Consider the following 23,910-nt stretch of genomic DNA (forward strand, 5'->3'; position numbering starts at 1 on the left):
AATTACAAATCAAAAACAGAAGTTCGTTTTGTTTTTATCATGTCTTTTAATTTTAAGATAAAAGCCAAAGTAAGATAAAATCCAAAACCTAAACCAACTGTAATAAAAGAAATATAAATAAAAAACAATCGCACATTTGTAGCTCTCATTCCTAACTTATCAGCTAAACGTGACGCTACAAAAAAACCATGTTTTTCAAAAAAATGTAATAGATTTTGGATCATAGACCATTAATTTTATTCAAAAATACAATTAATTTTTAAGTAAAAAAGCACCTATTGCGCATTGTAAACATTTTTTAGAATCACAATACTCGTTTTTTAATTGCAATAGTGATTGTGTTTCAAATGCATTTTTAGCAAAAATTCCAATTGATGCAAATTTATCAATAACAATATTCCTTTCTGGCTGAATAGCAGTTGATAATTCAATCATTTCTTGAGAATATTCTTTTTGTACACTTTGTTCATAGGCAAATCGCACAGGAATTATGGTATTAATTATAATTAAATCAACAAAAGATCTTGTTATTTTCTTTTTCTTAGGAACACTTTTTTTATCAAAATTATAGTGAAACTCCCAATAATTATTTACTTCAACTCTGAGTAAATTATAAATATCAGCAATAGCTACAGCATTTATAATTTTTGAAAATAAATTTTGTTCATTATGGTATAAAGCTGCCAATTGCGCTAAACGAATGGTTGGAAAATTATCCGGTCGATGTTTGAAAAAAGCAACATTTTCGTAAACACTTTTTTGTATTTTATGTTTTTGTATTATATATGTATAATCTTGATGTAGCTTTTTTGTATAATTATCCTGAAAATTAGACACTAACATATTTGCTTGACCAAAAAACAAGGCTTCTAAATTCTCAACTATATATGATTCTTTTCTAACAACTGAAAATGGAATTGATTTAGCCATCTTTAAAAACAATGAACCATTTGTATTCAATCCAAAATTTTTAGCTAAAAGACAAAACAAAACCGCTTCCCAATCATTATTTGACTCAGCTAACAACTCCATAATTTCTTCAGATTTTCGCTCCAAACGTTCAAAATATAAACGTTCTTGCCAATTCTTAAAAATAAAACCATCTACATTTTTAATTTCATTTTCACAATAAATCCAAGACTTTTGAGAAACTAAAGATTGATATTTATGTAAATCAGATAATGCCACATAATTTCTTAATTCAAGTGTGGGAATTTCTAGATTATCTTTTCTAAAAATTGGTGTATCATATTCCCAAACCACATGTAAAATAACTGAATCATAATTTGAATCATTCTGGTGATTATGAACATACCAATCTGATGACTTGATGTGAATTTCTACATTCCCAGCCCATTTTTGATTACCAATAATAATTTGTGCATTGAAAAAATCAGGCCCAGCAAGCTGCAAATATTGACCTGAATTTAGAATCTGAATCGATTCTCCCGTAGTAGTTTGAAGTTGAGTAACAGCAAATTTCTTATGCTGCCACACGTGGTGTAAAAAATCTTCTTTCATTCTGTATGGCGTATATAATTGAAAAACAAAGATAAAAAATTATATTTGCTGAACAACTCAACTTTTATGAAAAAAATTATAACCATTACTTTATTAAGTTTTCTTTCTTTGGTTAACGCTCAAACCAAAGTAAAACCAACAAAAGGTCTAAAAATAATCTATACTAGAAGTTCAAACGGAAAACTAATTGAAAATCAAGACGCTATTTTAGTTTTTTCGAGCAAATCAGAAACGTTGATTACTTCAGAAAAGATAAATAATGGAAAAGCATTATATCCATTTGAGCAATCTCTGATTAATCGTTCTGAAAATAAAGTTGTACAAGTTACCCAACTCCAGAAAGAAAAATCTGTTACAACGGTAGACAGTCTTTCTTTAGCAAAACAAACTTTTGAATTTTTAGCAGAAACCAAAACCATTTTAGGCTACAAATGCCAAAAAGCAAAGACAATTATCAATTCAAACACTATTGAACTTTGGTATACTAACGAACTTGAAATTAAAGGAGCTCCAACTTCTTTAGGACAAAACATTGGTTTAGTTTTAGAAATGGTTCGAAATGGTAATTTTGTAATCTCAGCATCAAAAATTGAAAAAATAAAAAACGTTAATCCTAGTTTAGAACTTCAAAAATATACCACGAAAAGCAAGCTTATTGATGGATTATCCTACAAAGATTTAGTTTGGAAGAGTCGTTTTACTACAATAAAAGTGTTTGAAAATGAAATCATCAACTTTTCAGATACTTCAAAGTCAAACGACAGCATTCTACGATTTGCAAACGGAACTATTATCTTGAAAAAAATTAAATTTCCTGAAATAAAAAAAAGTGATTTACTCTTTTTGGATTTGATAGAACAATCCAATGGTGATGCATATGATAGAACGGGTTCGGTTTTTGTAATTCCACAAGACAAGAAACAATCATTTTTAGATGGCTTGCAATACGGAAGTAAAACTTTACCTATTTATGAAAACGGTAATGGAAAACAATATCAAGGTATTGTGGCTACAAATGAATACACTCCTATTATTGAATTAATGCGCTTTTTTACACCATTTGGAATTAAGCAATACAACTACATTCAATTGAAAGACAAAACTTGGCACGAAACGGTTCCATATCGAATGGATATTACCGATTTAAAATCAAATATATCAGGAAAAACTGTCTATGTAGGTACATTTATTGGCAACTATGATAAAGGTGGACACAAAATTTCGATGAATATTACCATTAATCCAAGCGAGAGTTCATTAAATAAAAACAACATTTCTATTCCGTTATTTAATACCACAAATGTTATGGAAATGGCAGGTCAGGAATATGCTACGATGTTTAACCATGAAAAAGGATTGGAGGTAACTTTTGTAGTTGATAAAGAAATTAAAAACGCTAAATTGCGCTATATCACTACTGGACATGGAGGTTGGGAAAACGGTGACGAATTTGTTCCAAAGAAAAACACTATTTTTTTAAATGGAAAAGAAATATTTTCATTTATTCCTTGGCGACAAGATTGTGGTAGCTATCGTTTATTTAATCCCGCTTCTGGAAATTTTAATGATGGCTTATCCTCATCTGATTTAAGTCGTTCAAATTGGTGTCCTGGAACAGCAACTAATCCGATCTATATTGAATTAGGAGATTTAAAAGCGGGAACACATACAATACAAGTTAAAATTCCCCAAGGTGCAAACGAAGGCGGAAGTTTTAGTGCTTGGAATGTTTCAGGCGTTTTATTAGGAGAATAAAAAAAGGGCGTTCAATTGAACGCCCTTTTTTATTCTATTATTTTATTGAACCAATGATATCATATTTAGTAATAATATGGTGTTTACCATTTCCTAAATCCACTAAAACAGCTTGGTTGTCTTTAGTAATTAGTTTAGAAACATCTTCAACTGGCGTACCTATTTTTACAATTGGAAATGGTTTTCCCATTACTTCTCGAATTGGTCTCTCCGCTGTATTTTTATCTGAAATAAAGCTTTGGAACAAATCAGATTCATCAACAGAACCTACAAATCCGTTGATATCAATTACTGGAATTTGAGAAATTTTATATTTTCTCATTCTTTCAATTGCGTGTGAAACCAATTCTTCTGTACGAACTACAACCAATGGCTTATCAATGTGTTCTTTTATTAAATCCTCAGCTTTTGTTATTTCTTCTTCTAAGAAACCTCTTTCACGCATCCAATCATCATTAAACATTTTGCCAACGTAACGGCTTCCCGAATCGTGAAATAAAACTACAACTACATCATTTGGCCCAAAATGTTCTTTTAACTGCAACAAACCTTTAACTGCTGCTCCAGCAGAGTTTCCTACAAAAATCCCTTCTTCTAAAGCTATTTTTCTTGTATAAACAGCTGCATCTTTATCGGTAACTTTAGTAAAACCGTCGATTAATGAAAAATCAACATTCTTAGGTAAAATATCTTCACCTATTCCCTCGGTGATGTATGAATAAATTTCGTTCTCATCAAAAATTCCAGTCTCATGGTATTTTTTGAAAACAGAACCATATGTATCAATTCCCCAAATTTTAATATTTGGATTTTTTTCTTTTAAATATTTAGCTACACCTGAAATCGTTCCTCCAGTTCCAACGCCTACTACAAAATGCGTAATTTTCCCTTCGGTTTGTTCCCAAATTTCAGGACCTGTTTGTTCGTAATGCGCAATTGCGTTACTTGGATTATCGTATTGATTTACGTACCAAGAATTTGGAATTTCTTCTCCTAATTTTTTAGATACGGAATAATAAGATCGTGGATCGGTTGGTTCTACATCGGTTGGACAAACGATTACTTTTGCACCAACAGCACGTAGGATATCTGACTTTTCTTTAGACTGCTTATCTGAAATTACAAAAATACATTTATATCCTTTTACAATAGCAGCTAAAGCTAAACCCATTCCAGTATTTCCTGAAGTTCCTTCGATGATAGTTCCTCCGGGTTTTAATCTACCGTCAGCTTCAGCATCTTCAATCATTTTTACAGCCATTCTATCTTTAACAGAATTTCCAGGATTGAAGGTTTCAACTTTAGCTAATACTAATGCATCAACTTCAGCAGTTACTTTATTTAATTGTACTAAAGGAGTATTACCAATAGTTTCTAATATATTTTTAGCGTATTTCATTTTAAAATTTAGTATTAGATTTTGAAAACAAGCTGCCCTCAAAATTTTGGCAAAGATAGTATGAATATAGGGAATATAAAAATAGACAACTTATAAGATAGGCCAGCCTATGAATTAAACTTCTACTTAAAGAAATTCCAAACTAATCCAAAACGAACCATAAAATCACGATAAGGATAATTTGGAGCTGAATAAAAATCATAACCAGTTCGTGATGAATTAAAATGTTCGGCTTTAAGGAAAATTCTAGTTTGACGAATTCTTGCATTTACGAAAAAATCAATTAACGGGAAACCTCCTATTTTAGTTTCATTTTGAACAAAAAACTCACCAATTAAAGGGTTATAATCGTTTGCATAGTACTTAGTAAAATATTGAAAAGTGAATCCTGTTTGCAAATACATCGCTTTTTTGAAAACATATTCAGAAAAATACAATGTATTTCGAGTAGTTAATTGAGGTACATTTAATATATCATCAGTTTGTTCCACCGATTGGTATAAAAGTGTATTATCTAAAGCTAGTTTCCAAAACTTGATTTCTTTATTAGCTTTAACAGAAAAATAATTTATTGTATTATTATACTGAACAGGTTCTACAAGTAACGAAGCGATGTTATTTGTAGTATTATTAAAAAACAAATGATCATTCAAAACTTTATACTGTGCCGTAAGATTAAGCCATTTTGTATTTGCCGAAAATGAAAATTGATTCATTTTTTCAGTCTTAAAATTGTTATACCAATTGTAATTTATATAATCACTTTGATATAAAGTATAATTCAAATTTGGAAGACTATTTAATTTTTGAAAATTAAACTCCAGTTGAATATCTTCATTCCATTTATATTTAGCATTAGCCTCAATATTAGAAATAGATTGATTACTTATTGCTTGAGAAACAGATAATTTAGCTATAATATTATTAGCAAAATAAGTATAGAAACCTCCAATCATGTTAATTCTATCAGAAATAGAATTAGGAACGGTTATGTTTCCAGAACCATCATAAACTACACTATTGTAGAAATAATTATATTTATTATCTTCTATAAAAAACTCCAAATCACCTAAAGCCTTAGTTTTATAGGCAACTCCAACTTTATTGTACAAATGATTATAACGTGTTTTATTATTTATATCAGAAGAAAATGCGCTACCAAATCTAGAACTAACTGTCGGCTGAGTGTACTCAAAAAATTTGTATTCGTGATTAAATTGGTGTGTAAACACTAAGCTGTTAGGGTTAGACTTACTCAATTTGAATGAATGATCTATAAAAAAACGATTCCCTTTAAGCAATGAAGTTGCATCATCAAAATAAACTTCTAATCGCTCCCTATCTTTAAAATTATCAGCACCAGATTCAAACTGCGAAACATCTACAATACCACCATTTTCCTGATTCGAAATATCCTGACCAGTAAAATGAGCATTTAAAATATATCTTTTATCTTTAGTAAAATAGCTTGAAGTAAATCTAAAATTACCTGAACTTGCAATATTGTTTACATACTTACCAATAGATCTCAATCCTTTATATGCAATTGAGAAGTTAAGATTTGGTTTTGTATTTATGGTTAAAAAAGCATCTAAAGATTGACCTTGTTCCATAACCGTTTTATAGTACAAATCTGTTAATGGAGTAGGAACTGAATAGTATTTAACATCATTAACTTCCAAATAATTAAAATGTTTTGCAGTAAATCCAATAGAAGGAAAAATACTTTTTCGATTTAAACCATAATCAAGAGTATTATAAGTTTGACCTTCGTTAGAAAAAGGAAGCAATCCAAAAATGTCTTTTCTTAGAAGGTTGTATTTGTATTCGCTTTGTATAGTTAAAGAGGTATCAACATAAGTTGTATCTCTTTGTATATTGTAGATTTTATATAAGTTTATTGGAGGTTTTGCATTCTTCAAGGAATCTTGTTTGGCTATACTTCCAAAATTATCATCTTGTGAATAACTAAAACAACTGAAAAAAAAGGCTACAATAAAAAATATGTTTCTCATTCTAATAAAATATGCACAAATGTAATGAGAAAAAAGGGAATAAAAAAAGCCCCTATAAATAGGGGCTTTAAATATAAACAAGAAATTATTTTTTCTTATTAACTTTTACGTGTTTACCCATACCAGATATTGCACCAGTATTATCATTAAACACTTTGAATTTTCTTTGACCATCTACATCTGTATAAACTTCAACAGACATAACATAACTTTCAGTTCCTTCAGGAGTCATAGAAGTAAATCTATCAGCTGCATCTTGAGCATACAAACCTTTGAAAGATCCAGGTCTATAATAATCAACAGTAACAGGAATCTCAAATTCAGCTAATCCTAAAAGTGGAAATGTAAGGTGAGCTAAATCTAATTCACCATTAGTGTATAAGAAAGAAGTTATGTGATAAACTCCATCAGCATAATCAGCTAAATTCATAGTCAAAGACTCTTCACAAGCCCCAGTTTGAGCATCAAAAACACTCAAATCGCTATACGATGCATCATACACAATAAAATCAATATCATAACCATTTCCTGATAATGAACTTTCAATTTCACATAATGAACTTGAATAAGCAGCTACACCAAAATCTTTGTTAAAATGAAAATCTAAAGTCAATTCATCTTTAACAACATTATCAATGTTGATTGTTACGATTGAAGGTGTAAATAAAACAGCTGAAGTTCTAGTATCACCAACTGTAAGTACTAATTGCTCATTATCATCGTTGTCAATATCTTCTTCAATTACAATTTCACCCGTAAAAGAAGTAGCTCCAGCAGGCACAACAAATGTTTGCTGAAAAGCAGTGTTTGAATAAGATTCAGACACACTTGAATCAACTCCAGATGCAGAACTTTGATTCAATCTAACAACGTAAAAATGAAACTCACGACCAACAGGCTCGTCAAAATTCAATGTAAAAGGAACAATATCTCCTTCTTGAGCATTAATATTTGAAGCAATATTAATAGTCATATTTGGCTTGTGTACTTGAACAATATCAGCAACATCCTCTTCTTTATCACAAGAGAATAAAACAGATGCAAATGCAAATACACCTAATACTTTTAAAAATTTATTCATAATAATTATTTATTTTATTAACTACATTGGAGTATAAACACTTTGATAAGTTCTTTCAACAGTATTACTAGTAAACCAAATCGAATATTGGATTGTAATAACACCTGTTGCCTCATCAACAGTACTGTTAGCATATTGTGCAGAGCTTTGAGTTACAATGTTAGAATAAGCATGAGCTAAATTTTGTTGCTCAACTTTTACTCTTCCACATACCTCTTTAAAGTCATAACCTACGTCAGATAAAGAAGCATCTAAATTATTCCAAGTACCAGTTAAAGTTAAATCAGTAACTGCTTTATAATTACCTACAGTTGTAGTATTATAAGTACCTGTTGAAATTTCATCGATCATCTCATTATCACGAGTGTAAGGACCTCCAGCAGGACTAATTCTTGTAGTAACTACAGAATAATTTCCAGCTAAATCTGAAGTACAAGTTCCTTGCAAAGTAACATAAATACGATTTTTATTACCCGAAATAACTACACTATTACCAGAAGAAGTAGCAGAAACTAAATCTAAAACTAATACTGGTGGATTTTGATCATCTAAAGTAGCTGAATCAACATTAATTTTAATAGCAGAAAATTTATTTCCTGCAGGAACAACAGTAGTATTACCAGGAGTATCAAATGTAAAATGTGTACCCTCTACAGCTGTAGACTCATCTAAATTAACTTCATAAGTTAAATTTAAATCAGAATTAAGAGCAAGACCATTACCACCAACTAATTCAACTGGAATATCAAAAGGAAAAACTTCTGAGTCATCTTTTAAGAAAAAACCAGTTTTTTCAGCTACAGTAAATTGGGTTACATAAGAACCTTGTCCATAGTTTAATTCTTCATCATCACCAACACTATCACATGAGTTAAATGCAAGTGTTCCAATGAATAAAAACGCTAATGTTTTAAATGTGTTTTTCATAATTCATTTTTTTTTAATTAATTCTGCCAAAATACTTTTGAGGTAAAGGCATCACCAGATGATTGGGTTGGAACATTATCTGGATTTGCAGCATACTCTGAAGTAGGATATAATAATCTTACAGGAATAACTGTAGAATTAGTTTGATTAGGAGCAACTGGTAAATCAGCTGGGAAACCAGTTCTTCTATATTCAATCCAACTTTCAAAACCATTAATTCCGATTAAAGCAACCCATTTTTGATAAATAATTGCCTCTAAATTAACAGCTGTTGAATTTGGGAATGGGTAACTAGTCAAATAACCAGCAGCAGAACCTGCACCTAAATAATCGAATGAAGCCTGAACACCAGCATTATAAAAAGACTCTGCATCACCAACAATATAACCTTTAGAAGCTGCTTCAGCTTGTAAAAACAAACTTTCAGCTGCCAACATGATTACACCATCTTGAGAAGCACTATTTAATACACCAGGTCCGATACCAGATAAACTAGCTGAGTTTGGTCCACCAACATTATTTTGAGCAATACCTGCATAAGTAGTACCTGTTCCAACATTTTTGTAAATAAATGCTCTTCTAGGGTCAACAGATAACTTAGATATAGCGTAATCAGTTGCTCTAGTTGCATTAGCATTAGCAGCTGGGTCACCAGCTACAGTTTTACCAAAAGCAGCATAGAAAGGATTTTGCTTATTAGTATCATTTGAATAACCAGGATTACATAAGATATTTTCTCCAGCCCCTAGAAACCCAATACCATTATTAACAGCTGCGTCAAAATCAGCTTGAGAAACTAAACCTGCTTTTTCACTTTGTCTTAATAAAATTCTTAATTTAAGTGTATTAGCGAATTTAGACCACATAGCCATATCACCATGTAACATTACATCATTTCCTGAACCAGGAACTAAAGCAGAGGCATCAGCATTAGTAATAAGATCTTGTGCAGCAGATAACTGAACAATTAAATCATCATAAATCGCATTTGCATCATCAAAAACAGGAGTAGTATTAGCTGCACCTTGTAAAGCTTCAGAGTAAGGAACATCCCCATAAGCATCAACTAAATATTGAAAATGAAATGCTTTCATGATTTTAGCAATTGCAACATAATTTGTATACTTTGGATCAGTATTTTTTTCAATTACATCATAATTTCTTAAAGGAAGAACATATGCATTTTCATAAATTCCTGTTCTGAAACCGCTAGTAACTAAATATAAAGTTTCATCAGTAAAATACACATAATCACCACCTGCAGCCCATGAATATGACCATAAGTTTCCAAGTGTATTCATTGAATTATAACCACCTTGTAATACATCAACAGTGTATTTTTGCGCAACTGGTAACGAAAGAGGTGGAGTAGATGAAACAGGACTATTCTGACTATCATTAACATCAAAATAATCATCACTACATGAAGTTGCAAATCCAACAACAAAAAGTGCTATTAAAATTTTATTCAATATTTTCATATTTCTTTTTTATTAAAATTTAACATCCAATTTAAATCCATAAGATGCAGTTGGAGGTAATTGAGACTGTGTACCAAAACCAGTAACTTGCTGACTATCATTTGTAAACTCAGGATCTGTATATTTATTTTGAGCAGATCTTAACATGATAATATTTCTAGCAACAAAACCTAAAGTAACACCTTTTATAAAAGTCTTATCTAAATATTTTGAAGGTAGTTCATAGCTTAAAGCAACCTCTCTTAATTTAAGCGTAGTAGCATCTACTACATAATTTTCTTTAATTGCATTATAAGTTCCAGTCCAAAAATCAAATCCACCGTTTGAAGTAGTAATATTTGTGTTTTCAGACCATACCCCTGGAGTATACTCATAAACAGAATTAGGGTAAACAAAAGGTTCTCTTCCTGCAGAAGCACTATGTTGTGTAGAACCTGTAAACTCTAATGCGTCAACTAAATTATTATAATATTTATGACCTGTTTTGTAATCAGCAACAGCAGATAAAGTAAATTGTTTGTATCTAACAGAAGTATTGAATCCCATAATTAAATCTGGAGTAGTATTTCCTAAAAATTTCAACTCAGAACTAACAATTGGGTCTCCATCAGCATTTAACATAATGTGACCTTCAGCATCTCTTGTATATGCAGTTCCATATAAAGAAGGGAATGATTCACCAACTTGAGCAAAAATACCAACTTCTGAAGTAGCTAAACCTGTTTGTAATCTATCAGCACCATCAGACAATGATAAAACTTCACTTTTAATTTTAGAAAGATTAACTCCTAATTTCCACTCAAAGTTATCATTTTTAATAATAGAACCGTTAACATCTAATTCAATACCTTTACTTTCCATTGAACCTGAGTTAAGTCTTAAAGCAGCCAAACCAGACGCATAAGAAGTTGAAGATGTTAAAAACTCATTATCAGTAGTTGTATTAAAGTAATTAGCCTTAATATTTAATCTATTATTAAACATTCCTAATTCAGTTCCAAACTCATATGATTTTGTAAAAGAAGGAGAAAAAGTTGCACTTGCACCATTAGTAGGAGCTGCCAAACCAACAATCTCACCAAAAGGGAAACCAGCAGGAGTTGCATAAGTCTCATTAATAAATCCTATAGAAGGAGCAAAACCAGTTTTAGAATAACTTCCATTAATTTTCCAAAAAGACATAATATCACCTTTAATTGAAGGCAAAGCATCTAACATAGAAAGAGAAGCTCCATAAGTGTAAAAATCATATGAATCTTTTAAAGTAGAAGATCTATCTAAACGATAAGCACCATTTAAAGATAAGAAAGTAGAAATATCTAATGTTAAATCAGCAAAATTACCAACTCTTCTTTCTTGAAAAACACTTGAACCTCCGGTTAACTCACCAGTTCTAACAGAAGGATTGTACAATCCAGGAACAAACAAATCGTTACCACCAACATTTAAGTTGTTTTCTTTATAAGTATATAAAGCATTACCTAAGATTAAAGTTCCTTTAACATCCTTAAATAATTCTCTTTTAAATGTAAGCACTAAATCTGATGTAATTCTTGTGTTAGTACTAGTTCCTTCAGCCACAGACGCTACTGTATTAGCATCAGTTCTTGTTGGAGCTAAAACAGGATTATATGTTACAGCATCTCTTGTATTTCTTGCATATGAATTAAAGAAAGTTCCAGACAAACTATACGCTGCTGAAAACCATTTTGTGAATTCATAATTAAATTTAACATTTGAAAATAATCTATTTGAAGTCGCTTCATTTCTTGCAATATCAATCAACATATAAGGATTTTGATAATATTCATTAAAATAACCTTCAGGAGTTGCAAACTTATTATTTCTCCAATCTTTATAAGAAGTTAAAGGAATATTTGCTGGAGTATTGATAATACTCCAATATAAAGGTCTTGTTTGGTAACCACCATCACCTGCAACATTAGACTTATCTGTAAAGAAAGAAACACCTGTAGAAATTTTAAACTTACCAGAAGTTCTAGAAGCATTCAATCTAAAGTTATTTTTTACGTACTCATCTTTCGGAGTAATACCAGTAACATCACTTCTTTGAGCAGAAAAATAAAAAGTTGATTTTTCATCTCCACCACTTAAAGCAATTGTATTAATTTTAGTAATACCATCAACAAAGAAATCTTTTCTGTTATCCGGAATAGCTTGATAAGGTAACAACTGATAAGATCCATCATTTAAAATTGGACCAACTCTTCTTGGCACACCATCAAATCTTGGCCCCCAACTTGTGTTTTCATATGGATCATACTCATTATTAAACCCAGGACCAAAAGTAGTTTGCAATTCTGGAAAATACTTGATTTTTTCTACAGTATAACTTGAATTGAATTCTACACTCAAACCAGTTTCTTTACTACCTTGTTTAGTAGTAACAATTAAAGCTCCATTTCTACCTTGAGAACCGTATAATGCAGTTGCAGAAGCCCCTTTAAGAACGTTGATAGATTCAATATCGTTTGGACTCAAACTATTTAAAGCAGTTCCAGATTGAATAATTCCATCAATAACAATTAAAGCCGAGTTATCACCTGTAATCCCTTTATAACCACGCAAAATAATAGATGTTGATGGATTAACACCATTATTTTTTGTAATAATGTTCAAACCAGAAACCTTACCCGCCAAAGCAGTAACAGGGTTAACTGGAGCAGCTTGCATCAACTCTTTTGCCTGAACCTTTTGGGTAGCATACGCTAGTTTTTTAGTCTCTCTAGCAATACCATAAGCTGTAATAACAACCTCTTTCAATTCTTGCTTAAGCTCAACATTATAATTTGTTGCAGCCCCTACAGATATTGATTTTTTACTTTCAAGAAATGATATCTCTAACACATCTCCTGATTTTGCTTTGATAGAATACTTTCCATCAAAATCAGTTGTGGTAGCATTAGTTGTACCTTTAACTACAACATTTGCACCAACAACAGGTCCTAGTTCATCTGTAACTACACCTGTAACAGTTTTCTCTTGCGCGAACGAAAACTGCATCATAAACGCTACTAAAAGCGTAAAAATCCATTTAAACTTCGATCTCATATTAAATTTATTTGAGTTAGTTATTCCGCAAACTTCTTAATTATTTCTTAAATAAACAAATAATACTTCGGAATATTACTAATTTATTTATGTTAAAGTTTTTGTTTAAAAAAAACATTTTGCGAAAGATTCTCATTATAAAGATGAATATATCGCAAAAAGGTTGCGTAAAAAATTATATTTTTGACAAAAAAAGATATGTTAAGTAAAAGTTATAGCAATTTTAATTTTGAATGCGGAACCGATGAAGCTGGCAGAGGATGCCTTGCCGGCCCTGTTACTGCTGCCGCAATCATTCTCAATTCTTCATTTAACAACGGAATACTCAACGACTCAAAAATGTTATCAGAAAAAAATCGGAAAAAATTAAAACCTATTATTGAAGATAACGCTATTACTTTTGCTGTAACGCATATATATAATGAAGAAATTGATGAAATAAACATTTTAAACGCTTCCATGAAAGCAATGCAAGAATGTGTTTTAAAATTAAAAACTATTCCCGAACATATAATTGTTGATGGAAATAGACCTATAAATGGAAAATTAGGACTAAAACAAACCTATGGTAAAATTTTTTCAGCACAAGAAATTGAAATACTAAAATCTATTCCAAATACTAGCATAATAAAAGGAGATGGTAAATTTTTAAGTATCGCTGCTGCTTCTGTATTAGCAAAAACATACAGAGATGAATATATGGATAAAATTCATGAAGAATTTCCAATGTATAATTGGAAAAAAAACAAAGGATATCCTACCAAAGAACACCGTGAAGCCATAAAGAAATATGGACCTTGCAAATATCACCGCATGAGTTTTAGATTACTTCCAGAACAACTAAGCCTAAATTTGTAATCAAGGAGTTTTTTACCAACTACATAATTTCAGCTTCAAAGAGTTTTTGAAAATGGTTTAATATTTTAGACTTCACTCCTTCTTCATCAACTTGTTTGTTTAGCTCCACATGCATTGAAGTTACAGCTTTTCCCTTTATGCCACAAGGAATAATATTGTCGAAATATCCTAAATCTGCATTAACGTTTAAAGCAAAACCATGCATAGTTACCCAACGAGAAGCCCGTACACCCATAGCACAAATTTTACGAGCGAATGGTGTGCCTACACCCAACCAAACACCTGTTTCTCCTTCGCTTCGTTCTGATTGTATACCATATTCTGCCAAGGTCAAAATAATCGCTTCTTCAAGTAAACGTAAATATTTATGAATATCTGTAAAAAAATTTTCTAAATCTAAAATTGGATATCCCACTATTTGACCTGGACCATGATACGTAATATCTCCTCCTCTATTTATTTTATAAAAAGTTGCCCCTTTTGCTTCTAATTGTTTCTCTGATAACAAAAGATTAGACATATCGCCACTTTTTCCCAAAGTATAAACATGTGGATGTTCTACATATAAAAAATAATTTGGTGTTGCTAAAGCTGTTTCATCCTTGCGATTTTGAATTTTTATATCTACTATTTTCTTAAAAAGTTCTTCCTGATAATCCCAAGTAACTTTGTAATCTTTTCGTCCTAAATCTTGAAGTTGAACCTTTTTATTCATTCCATTATTTTTTTTACATCCCAACACCTACAAATAAAAATATAAAACGACCTGAAATTATTAGGTCGTTTTATATTTTTTTAAATATCTCTATTAATATCCCAAGCTTCTAAATAATCTGCAACTCGTTTTACAAAACTTCCTCCCAACGCACCATCTACCACCCTATGGTCATATGAATGCGATAAAAACATTTTTTGACGGATTCCGATAAAATCTCCTTCTGGAGTTTCAATAACTGCTGGTACTTTTCTAATAGCACCTAAAGCTAAAATACCTACTTGTGGTTGGTTGATAATTGGAGTTCCAAAAACAGAACCAAAAGTTCCTACATTCGTAACCGTGTAAGTTCCACCTTGTGTATCGTCTGGTTTTAATTTTCCAGCTTTTGCACGGTTTCCTAAATCGTTAACTGCTTTCGCCATTCCAACTAAGTTTAATTGGTCAGCGTTTTTAATTACAGGAACAATTAAGTTTCCATTTGGTAAAGCAGCTGCCATTCCTAAATTGATATTTTTGCGTTTGATGATGAACTCACCATCAACTGAAATATTCATTCCTGGGAAATCTTTCAATGCTTTTGCTACCGCTTCCATGAAAATTGGTGTGAAAGTCAACTTCTCACCTTCTCTCTTCTCGAAAGCATTTTTAACTTTATCTCTCCATTTTACAATATTGGTAACATCTACTTCAATGAACGACTGAACGTGAGCTGAAGTTTGAACCGAAGCTACCATGTAACCCGAAATCAACTTACGCATTCTGTCCATTTCCACAATCTCGTCACCACCATTTACTGAAACCGGAACGGATTGTGCTGCTGGAGCTAGAGTTGCTTTTGAAGCTACAACTGGAGTTGCCACAACTGCAGGCTGACTTCCTCTGTTTTTGATATAATTTAATAAATCTTCTTTGTTTACACGACCATCTTTACCAGAACCAGCAATAGACTCTAATTCTGCCAATGAAATTCCTTCTTCTTTAGCAATGTTTTTTACTAATGGTGAAAAGAATTTTTCTGATGCCGAAAAATCAGCTGGAGCAACAGTTTCTTTTGCTACTTCTACTGCTTTCGCAACTTCTACAACTGCAACTGGCGCTTCTGCTTTAACTTCTGGAGTTGATGCAACAGCACCACCTTCCGTTTCGATAATAGCGATAGTTTGACCAACTTGAACTACATCATCGGTATTAAATAAAATTTCAACAAGTATTCCTGCAACTTCTGAAGGCACTTCGCTATCTACTTTATCAGTAGCAATTTCAAGTACTGCTTCGTCCATTTCAATTTTATCTCCAACTTTTTTTAACCAGTTGGTTACGGTTGCTTCTGCAACACTTTCACCCATTTTAGGTAATTTCAATTCAAACTTTGCCATATCTTTAAACTAAAGTTGTGTTTTTGTATTTGGTTTGCAAAAATACTAATTTTTCATTCGATTTTTAAAGAAATCAATAATTTTTTACAACAAAATTATTTGTCCTCTATCGTTCGAATCATTGCTTCCAATTAGATAATTCGAACTCAAAATATAATTTTTGAAACTTAGATTTTTACGCTTATTTAACTGCATAAAAGTAATAATTTCATCAAAACTAAAAGTAGTGGTATCAAATATTATTTCAATGTTTTTATACGATTGGTTCTCAAATTGATTAAAATCAGATAAATAATTTGTTTTTTTTGATAGATTAAGTTCTCTATTTTTTCTTGAAAAAACGAAATATTCATCAATAATTCGAACTTCATTTTTTTGCTGACTCTTCTTCAAAAGACTAAAAACAAAACTTCCTACTTGCATCATGACATCAAAAAACCATGATCTTTTAAAGTGTTTGTTGTAGAAAAATTGCATTGCTTCACGGAAACGTTTCATATAAGTTCCATCTCTAACGGTACTTTCTCCTTTATAATGAATCACAGAAGTTTCGTGAAAGTAATAATTCGATTTTCCAGTTTTCAACACCAAATAACTCAAATCGATATCGTCGGAATACATAAAGCAATTTTCATCAAAACCACCTACTTCCAGATATAATTCACGTTTCATTACCATAAAAGCTCCGACTAAAATATCAACTTTACCAGTTTCTTTTTCCGATAAATGTTGGGCGTAATATTTTCCGAAAAAATTGGAAATTTTATACAATCCAAAAATCTTTGTAAAAGCCACCCAAGGCGTTGGAACACCACGTTTGCTTTCGGGAAGGAAATTTCCTGAACCGTCGATTAATTTACAACCGATAATTCCAGTGTTCAGTTGCAAGTTTTTAGTGTTGAGTATTTTTGAAAAAGTATCTTCTGCAACAACGGTATCAGGATTTAAGATGCAAATGTATTCCCCTTTAGCTTGAGCAACTCCGATGTTATTTCCTTTTGGAAAACCTAAATTTGCTTCGTTTTCAATGAGTTTGATGTGCGGAAATTTGACTTTCATCATCTCGCAGCTATCATCAGACGAAGCATTATCAATGACAATAATTTCACCATCAATGCCTTCCAATGCTTTTTGAACACTAAAAACACATTGCTCTAAAAAATAGCGCACATTATAGTTGAGAATGATTACGGATAGTTGCATGATTTATTGAGAATCTTTTTTGTTGTTCCAAAAATACACTAATTCAACCTTTTTATCTTTCTCAATAATCTTATAAAATAATGATGTTTGTTTGGATATAACTATTTTGTAAACATTTTTATAAATTTGACCAATTAAAGGATTAATCGATAATCTTTTTAAATTTTTATCAACTAACATGACAAAAGCATCAACTTCTTTTTGATTCCATTTTAAATAAATAAAATCAATTTCTTCCATATAAATTTCAACAGCTAAAGGAACCCAAACAACCTTATATTCCATTCAAAAAAGGATATTTCTTTTTCAAATTAGACATAACTTCTTCATGAGTAAAAACAAGACCTTTGTCTGCTTGTTCAATACCCAGCTCAATTGCTTTTTGGACATGTTCTGGCAATTGCTCCCAAGCATCATTACTCGCAATAACTTCACTTTTAGGAGTTACTTCGTAAGCTTCTGCTGGTTCTTCTATTTTATTTTTCTTTTTGGAAGTCATAAAATGCATTTTCACAAAGTTAGGAAATAATCTATAATCTTTAGATACAATAAACTATTTTTGCATTTCTAAATTATATTATGAATTACTTATCAGTCGAAAACATCTCCAAATCTTATGGCGAACGTATTCTTTTTAAAGACGTTTCGTTTGGCATTAACAAAGATCAAAAAATAGCTTTTATCGCTAAAAACGGTTCGGGAAAAACCACCATTATGAACATTATTAATGGCTTAGATGAACCCGACACTGGACAAGTGGTGATTCGAAAAGAGATTAACATGGCCTTTTTGTCGCAAAATAATAATTTGCAAGACGAATTAACTATTGAGGAAAATATTTTTGCTTCGGATAATGAAATTTTGAAAGTAATTGAACGCTACGAGAAAGCCTTAGAAAATCCGAATGATGAGGAAGCATATCAAAGAGCTTTTGATGATATGGACAGACACAATGCGTGGGATTTTGAAACGCAATTCAAGCAAATTTTGTACAAACTGAAGTTGGAAGACTTGAAAATGAAAGTCAAAAACATGTCGGGTGGACAAAAAAAGCGTTTGTCCTTAGCAATTATTTTGATTAGTAAACCCGATTTATTGATTTTAGACGAGCCAACCAATCACCTTGATTTAGAGATGATTGAATGGTTAGAAGATTATTTTGCAAAAGAAAATATCACGTTATTTATGGTAACGCACGACCGATTCTTTTTGGAACGTGTTTGTAATGAAATCATTGAATTAGATAACGGAAAAATATACCAATACAAAGGCAATTATTCGTATTATCTAGAGAAAAAAGAAGAACGTTTGGCTTCTGAAAATGCGAGTATCGATAAAGCGCAAAACTTATTCGTAAAAGAATTGGCTTGGATGCGTCGTCAACCAAAAGCTAGAACTACCAAATCAAAATCGCGTCAAGATGATTTTTACGTCATTAAAGAAAAAGCCGAAAGCCGAAGAAAAGAGAATGTAGTAGAGCTCGAAATCAACATGGAACGCATGGGAAGCAAGATTATCGAAATGGTAAAACTAAATAAAAGTTTTCCAGATAGAAAAATTTTGGACGATTTTACCTATTCGTTTCAACGAGGCGAACGCATTGGAATTATTGGTAAAAACGGAACAGGAAAATCGACTTTTTTAAATATTTTAACCCAAACGATTCAACCTGACTCTGGTAAAGTAATTATTGGTGATACGATTAAAATTGGCTATTACACACAAAGTGGCATCAACCCAAAACCAGGACAAAAAGTAATTGATATCATCAAAGAATATGGCGAATATATTCCGTTGACTAAAGGTAAAATTATTTCGGCTTCACAATTATTGGAACGCTTTTTATTTGATGCGAAAAAACAATACGATTTTGTAGAAAAATTAAGTGGTGGCGAATTGAAACGTTTGTATTTATGTACGGTTTTAATTCAAAATCCGAATTTCTTGATTCTAGATGAGCCAACAAATGATTTGGATATTGTAACTCTAAATGTTTTAGAAAGTTTCCTTTTAGATTTTCCTGGATGTTTATTAGTGGTGAGTCACGACCGTTATTTTATGGATAAAATTGTGGATCACTTATTTGTTTTTAGAGGCGAAGGTCAAATTGAAGATTTCCCTGGGAATTATTCTGATTTTAGAAGTTATGAAGATTCGGCTGAACCAAAAACACTTTCAAATGTAAGTACGGAAAAAGTAAGTTGGAAAGAAAAAAATACTGCTTCAGCTGGTTTGAATTTCAACGAACAAAAGGAATTCAATAAATTAGAACGCGAAATCAAAGATTTAGAATACAACAAAAAACAAATCGAACAAGAATTCGCCGACGGAAAAGTTTCTGATGATAAGATTGAAGCAAAAGCAAATGAATTGCAAAAAATCATTCAATCGTTAGAAGAAAAAGAAGAACGTTGGTTTGAGTTGAGTTCGAAAATGGAATAAATTAATTTTCAATTTTATTTAAAACAAAAAAATATCTTATTACAATTTTTCATAAGAAAATTCGTTGTTTATAGAAACAGAAAAATGAAAATAAATAAAATCTTCATCATAGTATCTTTAATTATTTTTAGCTTAAACAAAATTAGTGCTACCGCCCAAGCACCTGATTATCTAATTATTGAAAAAGATACACTAAAACTACATTGCAATCCTCTCGAAACTTATTTCGAAAAAAATCCATTACCTGATAATACATTCACAACAATAAGCACAGGACTGTGGAGAGGATACATTGCTTATTTTAAAATAAAAAACAACAAATTAATTGTTGATAATATTTACAAAATAAGATACTATAAAGATGACCAAGGAAATCATAAAGAAGAATTAATATCTATTTATACTATAGCTTTTAAAGAGATAAAAGATTTTGAATGCAATTTTTATAATGGTGTTTTAATATGTCCTCGTGGTGAAATGTTAGACTACGTTCATATGGGATATAGTTCTGTTTATGAGAACTATTCGTTATTTGAAATAAAAGACGGAAACTATGTTAAAGAAGTTCATATATCAAATCAAGAATATATCGATTTAAAATTGAAACACTTTCAGAAATATAAAGAATCAGAAGAGTACAAAAAAATACTAGCTGAAACGATTAATTCATTCAAAGAATCTGACAAAGAATTAGAAAAAGAGTTTAAAGACATTAAAAAAGAAAACAACAAAAGAAAAAAACAAAATAAATACCTTTACGAAAAAGAAAAAGAACTTGAATATGTAAAATCAGCAGAAGGTTTTTTATTTTTCTTTACAACTAACAACATCAAAACAATAGATATAACTAACTAATTATTAAAAAAATGAAAACATTCAAAACTCTAATTCTATTTTTAGGAATTATTCTATTTACATCTTTCAAATCAGAAAACAATAATGACAAAAAGCTTGTTGGTATTTGGAAAGGTTTTGAAGTTGAAAAACAATATGAGGGTGTAGAAAAACACTGGATTGTTCAAAGATTTGCTAATGGAACTTATGTAATTATGTTTACAACTAAACAAGATTGTGAAATTCAAACATTTACTGAAAAAGGAAAATGGTGGACAAAAGGAAACTTATTTTATGAAAAACACGAAAATGGTGATGCTCCAGAAATTTATTCTTATGTAGTTAAAGACAACTTAGTTGTGCATTTTAAAAATCAAGAGAATAACTATGAGTTTGATGACTTTCGCTTAGAATAAAAAACCAGCACAAATTACACGAATTTTCACCAATCTAATTTGTGCTAATTCGTGAAATCAGTGCTTACATTATGAATCATTTAATTAAATCCTATTTAAAATTTCTTTTCCATTCCAAAAACGAACATGGAATACATTCGCCATTTGTGTTTGATTTGGTTACGAAATGTTTTTATGACAACACAAAATATTCAGAATACAAAACCTTAAAATCGTACCGAAAATCGCTTTTAGAAAATAAAAATACGATTGAAGTAACCGATTTTGGTGCAGGTTCGAGAGTTTTTAAATCGAACGTTAGAGCAATTTCAAAAATCGCACAAACCGCTGGAATTACTCCAAAAAATGCCGAATTGCTTTTTAGAATCGTTCGTTATTTTCAACCAAAAAGCGTTTTAGAAATTGGTACTTCATTAGGTTTGGCCACTTCAGCACTTTCTTTAGCAAATGAAAATACAAAAATTATCACTTTAGAAGGTTGCACAAATACACAAAAACAAGCGCAAGTTCAATTACAAAAGCAAAATTCAAATTTTCAAAATATTGAATTTGTAACTACTGAATTTTCAAATTATTTTAAAAACTGCCCGCTCAACACTGAACACTGCCAACTGATCTATTTCGACGGCAACCATTCCAAAAAAGCGACTTTAGAGTACTTTGAAGCCTTACTTCCAACGGTTTCAAATGATTCCGTTTGGATTTTTGATGACATTCATTGGTCAACCGACATGGAAGATGTTTGGAAAATCATAAAAAATCATCCAAAGGTTTCGGTCACAATTGACACATTTCAATGGGGAATTGTGTTTTTTAGAGCCGAACAAAAAAAGGAACATTTCATCATCAATCCGAATAAAACCATAAGTTCGCATTTGTTTGAAAGAATTCGCTTTTAGTTGTAACAAAATCCTTTCTTTTTCTACTTATAGTAGTGTTACATCAATAATATTGTCATCTCGAGCGAAGTCGAGAGGCTAAATTCTAATTTCAATATGGCAAATCCGTTAATCAAAATAACCAATATCAAAAGAGATTTTCCTTTAGGAAACGAAATCGTGTATGTGTTAAAAGGCATCGATTTAGAAATCAACAAAGGTGAATATGTTGCTTTGATGGGACCTTCAGGTTCTGGAAAATCAACGTTGATGAATATTTTAGGTTGTTTGGATACGCCAACTTCTGGGACTTACATTTTGAACGGAAAACACGTGAGCGAAATGCAAGACGATGAATTGGCAGGAATTCGTAATAAAGAAATTGGGTTCGTTTTTCAAACCTTTAACTTAATGCCTAGAACAACGGCTTTGGATAATGTAGCTTTACCGATGGTTTATGCAGGTCATTCTAAATCAGAACGTGTGGAACGTGCTACCGAAGTACTAACACAAGTTGGGTTAGACGATAGAATGGATCACAAACCCAATCAACTTTCAGGTGGTCAACGTCAGCGTGTAGCGGTGGCGAGAGCTTTGGTAAACAAACCTTCTATCATTTTAGCCGATGAACCAACTGGAAACTTAGACAGTAAAACTTCGGTGGAAATAATGAATTTATTCAACGAAATTCACGCCAACGGAAACACAGTAATCTTAGTAACACACGAAGAAGATATTGCTGCTTATGCTCACAGAATCATTCGTTTGCGTGATGGAATTATCGAAAGCGATACACTAAATAAAAAATAGAATTAACACCAGAAGTTTTGTTTTCAACTCAAAGCTGGTTGCTGATTCACTTTAAATTTTGTTATCTTTGGAAAAGAAATTTAGTTTAAAATATAATAACACTTTTTAAACTCATAATCTTTATTCACAAAATGAAAGTCTACACAAAAACAGGAGACACAGGAACTACAGCATTATTTGGTGGAACTCGCGTTCCAAAACATCATATACGAATCGAAAGTTATGGAACTGTTGACGAATTAAATTCTCACATAGGATTAATTCGTGATCAAGAAATGAATCAATTGTACAAAAATGTTCTTATCGAAGTACAAGATCGCTTATTCACAGTTGGTGCTATTTTAGCCACTCCTCCCGAGAAAGAAACCTTAAAAAACGGACAACCACGATTACAAAATTTAGGCATTATTGAGTCAGACATTGAGTTTTTAGAAAATGAAATTGACACAATGGAAGAATCGTTACCTCCTATGACTCATTTTGTTTTACCTGGCGGCCATACTACTGTGTCATATTGTCATATTGCTCGTTGTGTTTGTCGTAGAGCTGAGCGTTTAGCAGTGCATTTGAATGACATAGAACCGACAGATGAGCATGTAATTAAGTATTTAAACCGACTTTCTGACTATCTTTTTGTCTTGGCACGAAAGTTGTCCTACGACTTGAACGCTGATGAAGTACAATGGATACCACGAAAATAGTATTCTATACTCAGGATTTTATTGCTTTATTTGGATTGATTGGCAAAAATAATTACAAAAAAACAACTCCATTTGAACCTTAAAAAACTACGTTCTTAAATTTTAATAAAAAAAGTAAAAAAAAACTTGATTTTTTAAGTAATAAATTTATTTTTGCATAAACTTAAATCGATAAAAAGATGTATTGGACATTAGAATTAGCGTCATACTTGAGTGATGCACCTTGGCCAGCAACCAAAGATGAACTTATCGACTATGCTATTAGAACTGGAGCTCCATTAGAAGTAGTGGAAAACTTACAGTCTATAGAAGACGAAGGTGAAATCTATGAATCAATGGAAGAGATTTGGCCAGACTATCCTACTGACGAAGATTATCTTTGGAATGAGGACGAATATTAAAAAATAAATAAACACAACAGAA

At 31.3% G+C, this 23,910-nt stretch carries 22 protein-coding genes; 9 read left to right on the forward strand and 13 right to left on the reverse strand.

The window, feature by feature from the left end:
- Positions 1 to 2 precede the first annotated feature (2 nt).
- Together VK164_RS12660 and VK164_RS12665 are read right to left on the reverse strand one after the other, a co-directional pair.
- Positions 3 to 224 (reverse strand): PspC domain-containing protein, encoded by a 222-nt coding sequence (locus VK164_RS12660; RefSeq protein ID WP_324209695.1) that lies wholly within the window; start codon positions 222 to 224, stop codon positions 3 to 5.
- A gap of 28 nt (positions 225 to 252) precedes the next feature.
- Complete coding sequence (locus VK164_RS12665; RefSeq protein ID WP_324209696.1) at positions 253 to 1,521, reverse strand: DUF2851 family protein; 1,269 nt, start codon at positions 1,519 to 1,521, stop codon at positions 253 to 255.
- 66 nt (positions 1,522 to 1,587) lie between these two features.
- Here VK164_RS12665 and VK164_RS12670 point away from each other — a divergent pair, with 66 nt between their 5' ends.
- On the forward strand, positions 1,588 to 3,276 hold the full coding sequence (locus VK164_RS12670; protein WP_324209697.1) for a GLPGLI family protein: 1,689 nt from the start codon (positions 1,588 to 1,590) through the stop codon (positions 3,274 to 3,276).
- 37 nt (positions 3,277 to 3,313) lie between these two features.
- Here the strand turns inward: VK164_RS12670 and VK164_RS12675 are convergent, their stop codons facing one another.
- The 6 genes from VK164_RS12675 to VK164_RS12700 all read right to left on the reverse strand — a co-directional run bounded on the left by VK164_RS12675 (position 3,314) and on the right by VK164_RS12700 (position 13,251).
- Complete coding sequence (locus VK164_RS12675; protein ID WP_324209698.1) at positions 3,314 to 4,675, reverse strand: pyridoxal-phosphate dependent enzyme; 1,362 nt, start codon at positions 4,673 to 4,675, stop codon at positions 3,314 to 3,316.
- A gap of 122 nt (positions 4,676 to 4,797) precedes the next feature.
- Complete coding sequence (locus VK164_RS12680) at positions 4,798 to 6,690, reverse strand: putative porin (protein ID WP_324209699.1); 1,893 nt, start codon at positions 6,688 to 6,690, stop codon at positions 4,798 to 4,800.
- Positions 6,691 to 6,775: 85 nt separating this feature from the next.
- Positions 6,776 to 7,771 (reverse strand): hypothetical protein, encoded by a 996-nt coding sequence (locus VK164_RS12685; protein WP_324209700.1) that lies wholly within the window; start codon positions 7,769 to 7,771, stop codon positions 6,776 to 6,778.
- 21 nt (positions 7,772 to 7,792) lie between these two features.
- Positions 7,793 to 8,698, reverse strand: coding sequence for a hypothetical protein (locus VK164_RS12690; protein WP_324209701.1), 906 nt, complete (start codon positions 8,696 to 8,698; stop codon positions 7,793 to 7,795).
- A gap of 17 nt (positions 8,699 to 8,715) precedes the next feature.
- On the reverse strand, positions 8,716 to 10,179 hold the full coding sequence (locus tag VK164_RS12695; RefSeq protein ID WP_324209702.1) for a SusD/RagB family nutrient-binding outer membrane lipoprotein: 1,464 nt from the start codon (positions 10,177 to 10,179) through the stop codon (positions 8,716 to 8,718).
- 12 nt (positions 10,180 to 10,191) lie between these two features.
- The gene (locus VK164_RS12700; RefSeq protein ID WP_324209703.1) at positions 10,192 to 13,251 is read right to left on the reverse strand and encodes a SusC/RagA family TonB-linked outer membrane protein; all 3,060 of its coding nucleotides are present in this window, start codon (positions 13,249 to 13,251) and stop codon (positions 10,192 to 10,194) included.
- Positions 13,252 to 13,449: 198 nt separating this feature from the next.
- Here VK164_RS12700 and VK164_RS12705 point away from each other — a divergent pair, with 198 nt between their 5' ends.
- A complete protein-coding gene (locus tag VK164_RS12705; RefSeq protein ID WP_324209738.1) occupies positions 13,450 to 14,109 on the forward strand; it encodes a ribonuclease HII in 660 nt (219 codons plus the stop codon).
- 19 nt (positions 14,110 to 14,128) lie between these two features.
- Here VK164_RS12705 and lipB read toward each other — a convergent pair whose 3' ends face one another.
- The 5 genes from lipB to VK164_RS12730 form a co-directional block, all read right to left on the reverse strand.
- On the reverse strand, positions 14,129 to 14,824 hold the full coding sequence (lipB, locus tag VK164_RS12710; protein WP_324209704.1) for a lipoyl(octanoyl) transferase LipB: 696 nt from the start codon (positions 14,822 to 14,824) through the stop codon (positions 14,129 to 14,131).
- A gap of 80 nt (positions 14,825 to 14,904) precedes the next feature.
- Positions 14,905 to 16,203: a dihydrolipoamide acetyltransferase family protein gene (locus VK164_RS12715; RefSeq protein WP_324209705.1), complete on the reverse strand. Its 1,299-nt coding sequence runs from the start codon at positions 16,201 to 16,203 to the stop codon at positions 14,905 to 14,907.
- Positions 16,204 to 16,287: 84 nt separating this feature from the next.
- Positions 16,288 to 17,406 (reverse strand): glycosyltransferase family 2 protein, encoded by a 1,119-nt coding sequence (locus VK164_RS12720; protein WP_324209706.1) that lies wholly within the window; start codon positions 17,404 to 17,406, stop codon positions 16,288 to 16,290.
- A 3-nt stretch (positions 17,407 to 17,409) separates the two neighbouring features.
- A complete protein-coding gene (locus VK164_RS12725) occupies positions 17,410 to 17,646 on the reverse strand; it encodes a hypothetical protein (protein ID WP_324209707.1) in 237 nt (78 codons plus the stop codon).
- 34 nt (positions 17,647 to 17,680) lie between these two features.
- Positions 17,681 to 17,905 (reverse strand): hypothetical protein, encoded by a 225-nt coding sequence (locus VK164_RS12730; RefSeq protein ID WP_264550382.1) that lies wholly within the window; start codon positions 17,903 to 17,905, stop codon positions 17,681 to 17,683.
- Between the two features lie 80 nt (positions 17,906 to 17,985).
- Between VK164_RS12730 and VK164_RS12735 the strand changes: the two genes are divergently transcribed.
- From VK164_RS12735 to VK164_RS12765, 7 genes are all read left to right on the forward strand, one after another.
- Positions 17,986 to 19,848, forward strand: coding sequence for an ABC-F family ATP-binding cassette domain-containing protein (locus VK164_RS12735; RefSeq protein WP_324209708.1), 1,863 nt, complete (start codon positions 17,986 to 17,988; stop codon positions 19,846 to 19,848).
- An 84-nt stretch (positions 19,849 to 19,932) separates the two neighbouring features.
- Positions 19,933 to 20,703, forward strand: coding sequence for a hypothetical protein (locus tag VK164_RS12740; protein WP_324209709.1), 771 nt, complete (start codon positions 19,933 to 19,935; stop codon positions 20,701 to 20,703).
- An 11-nt stretch (positions 20,704 to 20,714) separates the two neighbouring features.
- Complete coding sequence (locus tag VK164_RS12745; protein ID WP_324209710.1) at positions 20,715 to 21,098, forward strand: hypothetical protein; 384 nt, start codon at positions 20,715 to 20,717, stop codon at positions 21,096 to 21,098.
- Between the two features lie 71 nt (positions 21,099 to 21,169).
- Positions 21,170 to 21,997, forward strand: coding sequence for a class I SAM-dependent methyltransferase (locus VK164_RS12750; RefSeq protein WP_324209711.1), 828 nt, complete (start codon positions 21,170 to 21,172; stop codon positions 21,995 to 21,997).
- Positions 21,998 to 22,093: 96 nt separating this feature from the next.
- A complete protein-coding gene (locus VK164_RS12755; protein ID WP_324209712.1) occupies positions 22,094 to 22,786 on the forward strand; it encodes an ABC transporter ATP-binding protein in 693 nt (230 codons plus the stop codon).
- 131 nt (positions 22,787 to 22,917) lie between these two features.
- Positions 22,918 to 23,487 carry a cob(I)yrinic acid a,c-diamide adenosyltransferase gene (locus tag VK164_RS12760; protein ID WP_288983167.1) on the forward strand — a complete coding sequence of 190 codons (570 nt, stop codon included), beginning with the start codon at positions 22,918 to 22,920 and terminating at the stop codon, positions 23,485 to 23,487.
- 179 nt (positions 23,488 to 23,666) lie between these two features.
- On the forward strand, positions 23,667 to 23,888 hold the full coding sequence (locus VK164_RS12765; RefSeq protein ID WP_002986941.1) for a DUF2795 domain-containing protein: 222 nt from the start codon (positions 23,667 to 23,669) through the stop codon (positions 23,886 to 23,888).
- Positions 23,889 to 23,910: the final 22 nt, after the last annotated feature.

The sequence above is a fragment of the Flavobacterium sp. genome (assembly GCF_035299005.1).
Lineage (GTDB): Bacteria > Bacteroidota > Bacteroidia > Flavobacteriales > Flavobacteriaceae > Flavobacterium.

Excerpts from the sequence above, each read along its gene's own strand:
- VK164_RS12705 (WP_324209738.1), top strand. The coding sequence starts at position 13,450 with ATGTTAAGTAAAAGTTATAGCAATTTTAATTTTGAATGCGGAACCGAT.
- VK164_RS12715 (WP_324209705.1), bottom strand. The coding sequence starts at position 16,203 with ATGGCAAAGTTTGAATTGAAATTACCTAAAATGGGTGAAAGTGTTGCA.
- VK164_RS12675 (WP_324209698.1), bottom strand. The coding sequence starts at position 4,675 with ATGAAATACGCTAAAAATATATTAGAAACTATTGGTAATACTCCTTTA.
- VK164_RS12695 (WP_324209702.1), bottom strand. The coding sequence starts at position 10,179 with ATGAAAATATTGAATAAAATTTTAATAGCACTTTTTGTTGTTGGATTT.
- VK164_RS12680 (WP_324209699.1), bottom strand. The coding sequence starts at position 6,690 with ATGAGAAACATATTTTTTATTGTAGCCTTTTTTTTCAGTTGTTTTAGT.
- VK164_RS12740 (WP_324209709.1), top strand. The coding sequence starts at position 19,933 with ATGAAAATAAATAAAATCTTCATCATAGTATCTTTAATTATTTTTAGC.
- VK164_RS12750 (WP_324209711.1), top strand. The coding sequence starts at position 21,170 with ATGAATCATTTAATTAAATCCTATTTAAAATTTCTTTTCCATTCCAAA.
- VK164_RS12670 (WP_324209697.1), top strand. The coding sequence starts at position 1,588 with ATGAAAAAAATTATAACCATTACTTTATTAAGTTTTCTTTCTTTGGTT.
- VK164_RS12745 (WP_324209710.1), top strand. The coding sequence starts at position 20,715 with ATGAAAACATTCAAAACTCTAATTCTATTTTTAGGAATTATTCTATTT.
- VK164_RS12760 (WP_288983167.1), top strand. The coding sequence starts at position 22,918 with ATGAAAGTCTACACAAAAACAGGAGACACAGGAACTACAGCATTATTT.
- VK164_RS12735 (WP_324209708.1), top strand. The coding sequence starts at position 17,986 with ATGAATTACTTATCAGTCGAAAACATCTCCAAATCTTATGGCGAACGT.
- VK164_RS12665 (WP_324209696.1), bottom strand. The coding sequence starts at position 1,521 with ATGAAAGAAGATTTTTTACACCACGTGTGGCAGCATAAGAAATTTGCT.
- VK164_RS12690 (WP_324209701.1), bottom strand. The coding sequence starts at position 8,698 with ATGAAAAACACATTTAAAACATTAGCGTTTTTATTCATTGGAACACTT.
- lipB (WP_324209704.1), bottom strand. The coding sequence starts at position 14,824 with ATGAATAAAAAGGTTCAACTTCAAGATTTAGGACGAAAAGATTACAAA.
- VK164_RS12730 (WP_264550382.1), bottom strand. The coding sequence starts at position 17,905 with ATGACTTCCAAAAAGAAAAATAAAATAGAAGAACCAGCAGAAGCTTAC.
- VK164_RS12725 (WP_324209707.1), bottom strand. The coding sequence starts at position 17,646 with ATGGAAGAAATTGATTTTATTTATTTAAAATGGAATCAAAAAGAAGTT.
- VK164_RS12765 (WP_002986941.1), top strand. The coding sequence starts at position 23,667 with ATGTATTGGACATTAGAATTAGCGTCATACTTGAGTGATGCACCTTGG.
- VK164_RS12660 (WP_324209695.1), bottom strand. The coding sequence starts at position 224 with ATGATCCAAAATCTATTACATTTTTTTGAAAAACATGGTTTTTTTGTA.
- VK164_RS12755 (WP_324209712.1), top strand. The coding sequence starts at position 22,094 with ATGGCAAATCCGTTAATCAAAATAACCAATATCAAAAGAGATTTTCCT.
- VK164_RS12720 (WP_324209706.1), bottom strand. The coding sequence starts at position 17,406 with ATGCAACTATCCGTAATCATTCTCAACTATAATGTGCGCTATTTTTTA.
- VK164_RS12685 (WP_324209700.1), bottom strand. The coding sequence starts at position 7,771 with ATGAATAAATTTTTAAAAGTATTAGGTGTATTTGCATTTGCATCTGTT.
- VK164_RS12700 (WP_324209703.1), bottom strand. The coding sequence starts at position 13,251 with ATGAGATCGAAGTTTAAATGGATTTTTACGCTTTTAGTAGCGTTTATG.